This is a genomic window from Algoriphagus formosus (assembly GCF_002807035.1).
GTDB classification, from domain to species: domain Bacteria; phylum Bacteroidota; class Bacteroidia; order Cytophagales; family Cyclobacteriaceae; genus Algoriphagus; species Algoriphagus formosus.
Genome location: NZ_NIUC01000003.1, coordinates 122,500 through 133,996, shown reverse-complemented (window position 1 = coordinate 133,996; position 11,497 = coordinate 122,500). Strand labels below are relative to the sequence as shown.

Sequence of the window (11,497 nt, the reverse complement as noted above, 5' to 3'; positions counted from 1 at the left end):
AAAATCACGACAGGGTTAAAGGCTCACCTTTTTTGAAATCCCTGGTAGCTTGAGTTCCTAAAACTTCATGAAAATGCTTCGGGTGCAAACCGTACCCAGGTCGAATACTTCGAATATTACTTTCTGTGAATTTTTCGCCCTTTTTGATGTCTGCTGTCACAAAAAGGGATCTTCTCCTTATTTTACTTTTTTCGCTGATTTTATAACTCACCTTTCCTAATGCGGCCTCAGCTTCTCGAACTGACTGAACCATGAACGCAAATTCCTCTGGTTCCATTGAAAATGCAGAATCCGGTCCCCCTAGGGAGCGATCAAGAATAAAATGCTTTTCAACAACTTCAGCACCAAGTGCTACTGCCACAACGGGAACTGTACTTCCCATAGTATGATCCGATACACCAACTTTCACACCAAAAGTCTCTCGGAGATTGGGAATAGTTCTCAAATTAGCCATTTCAAAAGGGGCAGGATATTCTGAGGTGCATTTCAATAATGTAATATCCTCATTTCCTTCATCCCTACAGGCTTTAACAGCAAGCTCAATATCTGCAAGTTCGGCAACTCCAGTAGAGATAATCATTGGCTTACCTTTAGAAGCAGTATAACTAATCAATGGAATATCTGAGATCTCCAAAGAAGCAATTTTATACCTTCCTACTTTTACTTCATTTTCCAAAAAGTCAACTCCTTCACGGTCAAAAGGAGAACTAAAAAAATCAAGGCCTAGGGATTCAGCAACTTGTTTCAGTTTGGGCTGCCAATCATAGGGCATACTTGCCTCTTGAAACAATTCATAGGGCGTACGACCTTGCCAAAGCCCTTGCTTCAAAGGTCCGAAATATTCATTCTTCACATTTAAAGTCAGCGAATCAGCAGTATATGTTTGGATTTTTACGGCATCAGCTCCTGAACTTGCCATTGCTTCAATGGTCTTGACTGCAAGATCAAAATCATTGTTGTGATTCGCCGATAGCTCAGCTATGATATAGGTTTTATTTTGCATTGAAGTTGCTTTCTATAATATCTGCCACTCGACTTACTCCTTTTAGATCCACCACACCTCGTGCTTTTTTGCTGTAAAATTTTCTAACCTCCTCCTTGCGCATTTTATCAATTGCTGATTGAAGCGATGCTTTGCTCAATTGATCATATAGCCCCAAATGAAGGATTGATTCCGTTTGGTCGGCAAGGTATTGGGCTGCTTCTGAAGTACTTTGCTGATGACCTACCGAAATAATAGGGATTCCCAAGGCCATCATTTCGTATGTAGAAACACCAAAAGCACAAATCACAAGATCACAAGTAGTAATGGTGCGGTAATCAAAAGGAATAAATCTTCGATACACACTTGATTTGGGCATGCTCCCTTTATGTAAATAGCTTTCCCCTACAAAAAAATCAAACTTTATACCATCTAAACTTTCAAGGTTTTTTACCAATTTATATACACCAGACAAAATATTTCTAGGGTCACTTCCTCCGGTTACTACTCCTATCTTGGTTATTTCTGAGCAAACCTCAATGGGCTTAAGAGAATAAAGTGACTCATTAAAGGTAAAATATGAAAGCCCTTGAAAGACCTTGGTTGAGTTCTCAAAGTCTTGGAAAAAACTACTATTCTGGTGAATGGAAGGTAAAATATAAACGTCAGCAAAAACCTTAGCATCAGATAGATTTTGGTACATGCAAATAGGAACGTATTTTTTTATCCCTTCGGATTCTTGTAAGCTATAGTTTATGTTTCCATCAACATACAATAGATCGTAGCTTCCACCCTTCAAAAAATTAATTTCATTGTTTCCTTTATGGAGAACTGATACAGGATAAGGAAAACCAGAATCAATTTTTTCCTTCCAAAAATTTGATTCTTTACACACAAAATCAATAAGATGACCTTTGTGCTTCAGCTCATTTGCCAATGATACCGATCTTGCAAAATGCCCTAGACCTATCCCCTCTCCTGCATCTACCCTAAAAAGAATTTTCATTCAGCTACACTCCCAATCTGCCGAGCCGGATTTCCGACCATTTTTGCGTAATCTGGAACATCTTTCAGCACTACTGTACCGATTCCCGTCACAGACCACTTACCTAAAGACACAAACTCTAGAGTAGTAGCATTTGTTCCTAAATATGCCCCTTCCTTCAAATGTACATCCGCTCCTATGCAAGCATTATTTGCTACATAACTATAATCATCTAATCGCGCTCCGTGTCCCACAAGAGCTTGGGCAAATATCTGCACGTGATTTCCAATATGGGTATTTGGACCTACTGACACGAAAGGCTGAATACATGTTCCGTGACCAATTTTAGCGTATTTAGATATGACTGCGGTTGGATGAATTAATGTAGCAAAGCGATGCTGAGGAATCTGAAGATCATGAAGCTTTCCGAGAAATTTATAATTGAGCTTTACCGAAATCAAAGAATAGAAAAAATACACATCTGGATCTTTCAAAAACCTGGAAACCGTTTCAGCGTCTATTTTACCAAGAACTGGATAGCCATTGATTGGGTCTGTTTCTCGATCATTCAGGAAGCCAAGTAAATTCCAAGTTGGATTTTTTTCATTAATATCTTCGACTGTTGACTGGACAACAGTTCCGTTTCCAAATCCCCCGATAATTATTAGTTTTTTCACCTTGAGTTTTTCTTTTCGATGAGCATTTTTTTCTTTAAGACCTTTTGTGCAGCTATGATCATTGGTGGCCCGATAAATTTCCCATTGATCATGGCCACCCCGTTTCCTTGACTTTTAGCCTGATCTGCCAGCTCCAGCATCTCTTCAGCATCTTTTATCTCTTTGGCAGAAGGAGAAAAATATCGATGAACCAACTCAAGCTCTTTCGGATTTAAGACCATCATTCCTTCAAAACCCAAGTTCCTTGCTACTCTTAGGTTTTGCTCAAGTTCTTCCAAGTCATGCACATTAATATGTACCGTATCGATTGGAACGATACCATGTGCCTTAGCTGCCATAGCAATAAGAGCCCTTGGAGTAAATAGACTTTGGCCTTCTTCATCATGGATCCCTCCTAAATCTGCAATAAAGTCTTCACAGCCATATGCAATGGCAACTACCCGATCTGAAGCCTGGCAAATCTCCTGCGCATTGAGAACGGCAGCAGCTGTTTCTATCAGTGGAATAATCTTGAAAGTACCCACCGGGATACCTTTTTCGTATTCAATAGTCTCCAGTAGCTTATCAAAAAAATAAACATCTTCTCCTTTTTTTGATTTGGGATACATGAAACCATGAATTCCTTCTATTGTCAATTCATAAGCATCTCGAAGTAACTCACCACTTTCGCGGTCATTGACTCGGGGAAAAACCAAAAAGTCGGTAAATTTTCCTTCAGAAACCCACTTCTTGATGTTTTTTCTGGCGATGACCTTGTTTTCAGCTGGTTGGACAGAATCTTCTAAATCCAACAAAAGCACGTCCGCAGATCGATTGATGGCACTTTCCAGTAACTTTTCCCGATGCGCTGGAACAAACATCAAACTTCTCATCAAATGGGCTTGAATAAAATCCTTCATGATTGAGCCTTTTTTACCAAAACAGTTCTAGTAAATTTCAAGACATCTGTTCCATCTTGATTAAAGCCGGTCGTTTCTACTTTGATTAGACCTGAGTCCTTTCGGGATTTGGATTCTCTTTTTTCGAGGATCACGGTTTTGGCATAAATTGTATCACCTATAAAAACGGGATGAAGATGATTCACCGACTCATAGTTTAGATTTGCTATCGCTTTACCACTGATATCCGGTACTGTAATTCCCACTACTAAGCTAAATACCAAGGTGCCCACGACAAGAATTTTCCCATGAATTTGCTTGGATGCGTAATCTGCATTGAGATGAACCGGGTGATGGTTCATCGTCAATAAACTGAAAAGGTTATTATCACTCTCGAAAATGGTTTTGGATAGAGAATGCTCTATTACATCCCCTACGTGAAAACTTTCGAAAAAACTGCCAAGCTTAGAGGCCTCCATAGTTACTTGATTTTAAAATTAAGTCTATCCTATCCAAATGGGGTAATTCAACAACTTTTCCATCAATATTTGCCACAGAGAAATTTTGAACACCACCTATTTCATTCATGTATTCTTTGACCTTTAGAGCAAACTTTAAGTCAGCGTCATTGAATTTCCAATGCTGTTGGAATAAATCCAACTGCCAGGGATGAATCAAAAACTTCCCATCAAAACCTTTATCCTTCCCGTCTACACACTCAGCAGCAAAGGAATTTTTATCATCAATATTCATGGAAGCAATATCAATTACAAACTTTTGAAATGCTTTCGAATAGTTCAAAACACTTTGTCTAGCCCAATTCACATTTTCTAAATTATGCCTCATTCCTACAGCTTGGCAGTAATCATGACTCCCAAAACCCAATCCCTCTACTTCAGGATGAGAGGCTATTTCCCTGAGGTTTACAATAGCAAGCGGGCTTTCGCAGAGCACCAATAATGATAAATTTTTGACGGCGATATTGGTTGAATTGGAAATAAACCCATCTATTTGGTCTCTTGATTCAATTTTTGCAAGCAAATACTTACTAAATCCTATAGTATGCAGCTCTTTAAGGTGCTCTTTTCTGATGGAAGAAGGAATTCTCGCCCACCAATTATCCGTGATTGAATAGTCCTTCAGGTTTTGGATTGCATCTACTATGGGAGTATTACCCAAGGCATCCTCGAGATCAATCACTATATCAGAAGCAGGGATGGCGGAAGCTTTTGATAAAATCTTTTTATTACCCGCTGGAATGAAAAAGAAAGACCTCATATTCGCCTTAAATTTTTAAATTTCCATTCAGCCATTTCCCAGTCCTCAAGGGTATCAATATCCTGAGCATATTTTTCTGAAATAACTATTGCTCCTCTTTTGCCTTTTTTCATTCCAGATTGAGCCTTGAACCAATAAAACTGTCCGGCATCATGATATGCTTTCTCAAGATCCTGGGAACGATGGTTTGAAAATTCTGAGAAGAAAAAATCTACCTCGCCGCCTTCTGTCATTCGAAATGCACGCTGAATAGGATAGGAGAAAGGAACTATTGGCCTTACACTATCGAAATTAGAACTCTCTAGTAATCGGCGAGCATCTAGCAAATCTGAATTCTGAGTCAATGGAGATGTAGGAAGAAGACAGCATATGAATTCAAAAGTTCTACCAGCGGACAAATATGTTTCAAGGACTTCTTCTACCACTTCTGCCAATGGGGAAAAGTCATCTGATTTTTCCCTACTTCTTAAAAAAGGAACAGTGGCCCCAAAATCTTCTGCAACTTTGGCAATCTCCAGATCATCGGTAGACACCATTACCTCATCGAACAATCCTGAATCTAAGGCGGTCTGAATACTGTATGCTATGATTGGTTTTCCTAGGAATTCACGGATGTTTTTTCTGGGAATCCGCTTACTTCCTCCTCTAGCTGGAATGATACAAAGATCACCCATTATAAAAATCATCAATTTTATCCATCACAAAACGTTGCTCTTCATCCGAGAGTGAGGGAAACATCGGAATACTTATGCATTGACTGTAGTACTTTTCAGCATTTGGCAGGTCTCCTTCCTTCCAGCCAAACTGTCTATAATAGGGCATGAGATGTGCTGGGATGTAATGTATTTGAGCAAAAATTTTATTTTCCCTGAGGTAGTTAAATAATCCAATTCTATCGTCAACTTCCAGAATATATAAATGATAGGCATGCCCTTCAATCAGCCCTGATTGCCCTTTGATAAAGGACTTATTTTTAAATGCCTCATGATAGTTTTTAGCAATTTCTCTTCTTCTTTCAAGTCCTTCTTCCGCTCTGTTCAACTGGCTCAATCCCAAAGCTGCCTGAAAATCTGTCAGTCGGTAATTAAAGCCAAGTTCTTGCATTTCCATATACCAGTCAGGATAGGAAAGGCTCGTTGTTCGTTGTTCATTGTTCGATTTACCACTTGCAAACTCTAAAGAGTTTTCAAATAAATTTTCATCGCGGGTAATCCCATGGGTGCGGAGCATCAATAGCTTTTTGTAAAGCTTTTCATCGTTGGTGGTTATCATTCCTCCTTCCCCTGCTGCGATATGCTTGACCGGATGGAAAGAAAAAATAGCTAAATCTGCATATTGACCAGACCCTGACATCACTTGTTTTTGATCACTATCCAAAAAAAAGCCTCCAGGTGAGTGACAGGCATCCTCAATAATCCAACAACCAAATTCATCAGCTAATTGCCGAAATGCTTGCATATCGACTACTCTGCCAGCAAAATTAACTGGAATTATCCCTTTAATCTCTCTATGGATATCAGCCTCGAGAATCCTCCTAACTTCTCGAATATCAAGAAGATAAGTGCCAGGTTCTATATCCGCAAAGATCACCTCCCCTCCACAATACTTTACACAATTAGCAGAAGCTACAAATGTAATGGGGGTCGTGATCACCTTATCGCCTGGTTTAACATTCAAAGCGATAGCATTCAGATGTAAGGCAGCCGTACCATTTGACACAGCTACTGCGTACTTTGCACCTACATAGTCTGCAAAAGCTTGCTCAAATTCAGCGATTCTTGGACCTTGGGTGAGGTAGTCAGATTTCAGAGTATCTACTACCGCCTGAATATCATCCTCTGTGATGTGTTGTCTTCCGTATGGAATTTTATTCATTGAATGCCGAAATTTGGATCTACATGTTGCTTGATTAATGCTCTTAAGCTTTGGACACTTTCCCAGTCCGAATTGGTTTCTGAGTTATACGCAAATCCTTCTGGGACTTTCTTTGCTCCAAATTTCTGAATAAAGTCATTCACATTCCATTTCGGAGTATTCGGTAGAATCGTGAAATACTTTCCCAGATCATAAGTATAAAATGAGTCAGAGGGTGTTATCATCTCCTCGTGTACTTTTTCGCCTGGCCGGATCCCTACTATTTGCTGCTCACACTCTGGACCAATCGCCTCGGCCACATCAGTTATTCTGTAAGAAGGGATTTTAGGAACGAAAATTTCGCCTCCCCAAGCATGTTCTAGAGCATGCATGACCATTTCCACACCACCTTCCAGAGAAATATTAAATCGAGTCATCTTTGGATCTGTAATAGGAAGTACCCCTTCCTTCTTTTTATTGAGAAAAAATGGAATAACAGAACCATTGGAACCCATCACATTACCATACCTTACCACACTAAATCGAATAGGGTTCCAACCCTTAATATTATTAGCAGCTACGAAAAGCTTGTCGGATGCCAATTTTGTTGCTCCATAAAGGTTAATCGGAGCACAAGCTTTGTCGGTAGATAATGCTACCACACGCTCCACATTAGTTTCCAAGCAGGCATCTATTACATTCCTTGCACCGTCAATATTGGTTTTTACACATTCCTCTGGATTATATTCGGCGATGTGAACATGCTTCATGGCAGCAGCATGAATGACGTAGTCTACATCCTTCAGGGCTCTTTTGAGCCTGTCCTTGTCTCGAACATCCCCAATAAAAAATCGTATCTGTCGATATTCCTCATTTGGATATTCAAGGGACATTTGATACTGTTTTTGTTCATCCCTAGAAAAAATAATCAGTTTTCTCACATCAGGATATTTCTTTAGAATATGTTCAGTAAGCGCTTTTCCTAGAGAGCCAGTACCCCCGGTAATTAATATAGATTTTCCTGTTAGCATTTGATTTATATCTCCTGTAATTGGACCATTTTTTGGAAAGAGTCAGATCGCTTTATCAAATCGGAAAAAGCGCCCCTATTCTCTATTTGTCCATGATTTAATAAAATTACTTCATCCGCACTCTTGATGGTAGATAGTCTATGTGCTACAATGAGGAGCGTGTATCTACCTTTTAATTTTTCAATATTTTCCTGAATTATTTTCTCTGTTTCAGAATCCAAAGCTGAAGTTGCTTCATCCATGATGAGAATATCGATATCCTTAAAAAGTTCTCTTGCGATCGAAAGGCGCTGTTTTTGTCCACCGCTGATCAGGATTCCGGCTGAACCCAAATTGGCGTTTTCTTTTTCAGGAAGAGATAGAACAAAATCAGCAATTGCTGCCTGTTCCAATGCTTTCCAAAACCTTCTTTGATTTTCAGGAGTTGGCTCAGACCATTGAGTTACGTTGTTAAATATCGTATCCGAAAAAATTACAGGTTCCTGGGCAATATATCCGATTCTCTTCTTGAAACTTAATTTTTCAATCTCTTCAAGGTTTACACCGTCTACAGTAATAGATCCAGTTGAAACTGGCATCAATCCGGCTATCAAATTGACCAAAGTTGACTTTCCGCTTCCACTTTCCCCAACAAATGCATAGGCTTTATTTTTACTGATTGTTAAATCAATTTCAGCCAAAACCATCTTATTACCATAAGAGAAGCCAACATTGTCTAAGCAAATTGAATCTTCAAACTTCTCAAACGGTACCACTCCGTTTGATTCTTTTTGTGACTGGAGTTCTTTCATGAAAGCAGTCATGTTTTCCAATGAACCCGACAAATTCAAAAAGCCATTCCATTGTGTCTGCATCATTACCAAAGAGTTCAGAGACCTATAGAAAAACAACAAACTCAAAATAATGACACCCAATTGTTGGGAAAAAACATTTACCTGAACAATGATTACAACTACTACCACAAAAATGACCATAGGCTCTCTTGCTGCCACAAGCAAAGCATTATAAAAGCCTATTTTCTTATTACTTTTTACAATATAATCTACTGCCTCACGCAATCTCAGCTCATATGTTTTAATAAAACCTGTTGCCTTTAAATATTTATAAAAAGCTACTTTCTGGATTAACATTCCTTGGAAAGTATGTCCGCCGGATGTGATTTTCTTCGAAGTCTCCTTTGTTTTCTTATACACTCGGTTATACAGGAGATTGGTTGCTCCACCTCCTACCGCGACTAACAAAGCAAACTGAGGATCTGTAAAAAAGGCAAGGATTAAGTAAACAAAAACCAAGGTTCCGGATTGAACCGCAGCAAAGTAAAAAGCATAAGCATTGGAAACTCTTCCTACCTCGGCACTTAAAGTATTTTGGATTCGGCCAGAGTCGGCTAAAACAAAGGATTTGAAGTCAAAATCCGATAAGCCACTCAAGCTATCAAAACGTAGTTTTCGGATAAAATACTGCTGAGTGAGGACGTTATAATATGACTCCATAAACTTCATGACCCCTTTTAATACAAAAAGAGTGAGAAGCATCCCAAGCACTAAATAAAGATTTAACTCAAAACCTAAAAGCTCGATAGACTCTATCAAAAAGCTCATCCCCCCCAGCGTTTCGGGGTTGACATCAGCACTTCCGTCAACCATTTGTAGTAATGGCAAAAACATTGCTAAGCCAAGACCATCTAAAAGCCCTACAGTGAAACTGAGCAAAAAGGCAATAAAAATCCTGTACCCTAGATGATGGTAGAAGTAGCTGAAATGAATCAGATATTTCTTGATTAAGGATTTAATTTTAGACATTTCAATAAATACACAAACCCTATTGATTAGATGCGGGTACACCTTTCAAAATGGAATTACTCCTAAAGTTCTTGGTGACCACCGCTCCAGCTCCAACTATCACATTATCGCCAACTTCGACCCCTGGTAACAAAATAGCACCTGCACCTATCCTGCAGTGCTTACCTACTTTGGCACCTCCTAATAATATCGACCCAGGCCCCAACTCCGAGAATTCACCTACTATACATTGATGATGCACATTAGCGCGGGAATTAATCAAGACACCTTTTCCAAATACTGTCTCTGGGCCTACGAAGCCAAATGGCATCAAATCAAAGTCTTGATCTGACCCCATTAAAACACTATTTGTGCTTTTCAACGCGTAATGTTCACCCCCAAATGATTCAAATTTTTTAAAAAAATATTCTCTAAAAGCCGGGGACCCTACTCCCAAACAATAATTAGGATTCGTTTCCAATGCTTTTTTCAACTCATTTTCAGTATTCAATATTTTAGACCCGGAGGAATGGATTATTTTTTTTGAACTATCTTCATCGTAGAAACAGATTTCTGAGGCTGGAATACCTTGGGAAATTAGCACTCCATATACTTCTAAGCCATGCCCTCCTGCTCCTGCAATGATCATATTTAATAAAAATTAAAATCTCCCCAATCTTGTTTTGGGGAGATTTTGAATTTTCTATTTAGAACCTATACCAAAGTGCGTAAATCCTAATGACGCCAAGTATCTCTTATCGTAGATGTTCCTACCGTCAAAGACTACTTTGTTTTTCAATAATTTACCGACCGCTTCCCAACTTGGTATCCTAAACTCGGACCATTCTGTCACCAAGAGTAAGGCGTCAGCATCCACACAGGCATCATAGGCATCATTGCAATAGGTCACTTTATCGAAAATATAGTGCTCTTTTGCCTCTTCCATAGCTTTTGGGTCATAGGCACGCACTTTTGCACCCGCCGCTCGGAGTTCATCGATAATGACTGCTGCAGGGGATTCACGCATATCATCCGTGTTTGGTTTGAAACTCAAACCCCACATGGCAAAGGTCATTCCGCTAAGGTCATCCCCAAAATGAGACTTTACTTTCGATGCCAAAATATGCTTTTGATCATCATTTACATCTTCTACAGATTGTAGGACGCGAAGATCATATCCATATTCTTTAGCAGTTTTGATGATTGCCTTCACGTCTTTTGGAAAACAAGAACCTCCATACCCTACCCCAGGGTAAATAAATTTATTTCCAATCCTCGGATCAGATCCAATTCCTTTGCGAACCATATTTGCATCAGCTCCAACTTTTTCACATAGGTTAGCAATATCATTCATAAAGGAAATCTTTGTGGCAAGCATGGCATTAGCAGCATACTTGGTCATCTCTGCAGAAGGAATATCCATGTAGATAATCCTCTCCCCACTGAGTTGGAAAGGCTTGTAAAGCCGCTGCATGATTTTCTCAGCTCGCTCATCATCTACACCAATCACAATTCTGTCAGGCTTTAAAAAATCCTCTACAGCTGCCCCTTCTTTCAAAAATTCCGGATTGGATGCTACCGCAAATGGAAGGTCTGAGCCTCTCTTTTCCAATGCAGCCTTAATAGTAGCCCGAACTTTTTCTCCTGTAGTGACTGGCACTGTGCTCTTTGTAGCAACCACAATGTAATCGGTCATCTTTTGACCAATCTCATCGGCTACTGCCAAAACATATTTCAAATCAGCTGACCCATCCTCTCCAGGAGGAGTACCTACGGCAATAAACGCCACCTCGGCACCTTGAATAGCCTCACCTAGATCCGTACTGAAATGAAGTCTTCCGCTTTTATAGTTGCGAACCACTATTTCCTCCAGGCCTGGTTCATAGATTGGCATGACTCCATTCTTGAGCTTATCGATCTTTTTCTGATCAATATCCACGCAGGTAACTTCGATACCCACATCTGCAAAACAAGCACCCGATACCAAGCCAACGTAGCCTGTACCTACTACTGCAATTTTCATGAAACTAA

The 11,497-nt window shown here is 39.6% G+C and carries 12 protein-coding genes; all 12 read right to left on the bottom strand.

Annotated features, from left to right (window positions below):
* Positions 1 to 4: 4 nt before the first annotated feature.
* On the bottom strand, positions 5 to 1,003 hold the full coding sequence (pseI, locus tag CDH51_RS16025; protein ID WP_100629564.1) for a pseudaminic acid synthase: 999 nt from the start codon (positions 1,001 to 1,003) through the stop codon (positions 5 to 7).
* Positions 993 to 1,919 (bottom strand): glycosyltransferase, encoded by a 927-nt coding sequence (locus tag CDH51_RS16020; RefSeq protein WP_157807133.1) that lies wholly within the window; start codon positions 1,917 to 1,919, stop codon positions 993 to 995. Before CDH51_RS16020 ends, pseI begins: the two co-directional genes overlap by 11 nt.
* 65 nt (positions 1,920 to 1,984) lie before the next feature.
* Entirely contained in the window at positions 1,985 to 2,644 is a 660-nt protein-coding gene (locus CDH51_RS16015) for a PglD-related sugar-binding protein (RefSeq protein ID WP_157807132.1), read from the bottom strand.
* Positions 2,641 to 3,543 (bottom strand): HpcH/HpaI aldolase/citrate lyase family protein, encoded by a 903-nt coding sequence (locus CDH51_RS16010; protein ID WP_100629561.1) that lies wholly within the window; start codon positions 3,541 to 3,543, stop codon positions 2,641 to 2,643. Before CDH51_RS16010 ends, CDH51_RS16015 begins: the two co-directional genes overlap by 4 nt.
* Positions 3,540 to 4,001: a MaoC family dehydratase gene (locus CDH51_RS16005; protein WP_100629560.1), complete on the bottom strand. Its 462-nt coding sequence runs from the start codon at positions 3,999 to 4,001 to the stop codon at positions 3,540 to 3,542. Before CDH51_RS16005 ends, CDH51_RS16010 begins: the two co-directional genes overlap by 4 nt.
* Complete coding sequence (locus CDH51_RS16000; RefSeq protein WP_100629559.1) at positions 3,988 to 4,800, bottom strand: HpcH/HpaI aldolase/citrate lyase family protein; 813 nt, start codon at positions 4,798 to 4,800, stop codon at positions 3,988 to 3,990. The genes CDH51_RS16005 and CDH51_RS16000 overlap by 14 nt, the downstream gene beginning before the upstream one ends.
* Entirely contained in the window at positions 4,797 to 5,486 is a 690-nt protein-coding gene (gene pseF / locus CDH51_RS15995; RefSeq protein ID WP_232724840.1) for a pseudaminic acid cytidylyltransferase, read from the bottom strand. Before pseF ends, CDH51_RS16000 begins: the two co-directional genes overlap by 4 nt.
* Positions 5,467 to 6,675 (bottom strand): UDP-4-amino-4,6-dideoxy-N-acetyl-beta-L-altrosamine transaminase, encoded by a 1,209-nt coding sequence (gene pseC, locus CDH51_RS15990; protein WP_100629557.1) that lies wholly within the window; start codon positions 6,673 to 6,675, stop codon positions 5,467 to 5,469. Before pseC ends, pseF begins: the two co-directional genes overlap by 20 nt.
* Positions 6,672 to 7,685 (bottom strand): UDP-N-acetylglucosamine 4,6-dehydratase (inverting), encoded by a 1,014-nt coding sequence (gene pseB / locus CDH51_RS15985; protein ID WP_100629556.1) that lies wholly within the window; start codon positions 7,683 to 7,685, stop codon positions 6,672 to 6,674. The genes pseC and pseB overlap by 4 nt, the downstream gene beginning before the upstream one ends.
* A gap of 5 nt (positions 7,686 to 7,690) precedes the next feature.
* Positions 7,691 to 9,487, bottom strand: coding sequence for an ABC transporter ATP-binding protein (locus CDH51_RS15980; RefSeq protein WP_100629555.1), 1,797 nt, complete (start codon positions 9,485 to 9,487; stop codon positions 7,691 to 7,693).
* A 19-nt stretch (positions 9,488 to 9,506) separates the two neighbouring features.
* On the bottom strand, positions 9,507 to 10,115 hold the full coding sequence (locus tag CDH51_RS15975; protein ID WP_100629554.1) for a DapH/DapD/GlmU-related protein: 609 nt from the start codon (positions 10,113 to 10,115) through the stop codon (positions 9,507 to 9,509).
* Between the two features lie 54 nt (positions 10,116 to 10,169).
* Positions 10,170 to 11,489 carry a UDP-glucose dehydrogenase family protein gene (locus CDH51_RS15970; protein WP_100629553.1) on the bottom strand — a complete coding sequence of 440 codons (1,320 nt, stop codon included), beginning with the start codon at positions 11,487 to 11,489 and terminating at the stop codon, positions 10,170 to 10,172.
* Positions 11,490 to 11,497: the final 8 nt, after the last annotated feature.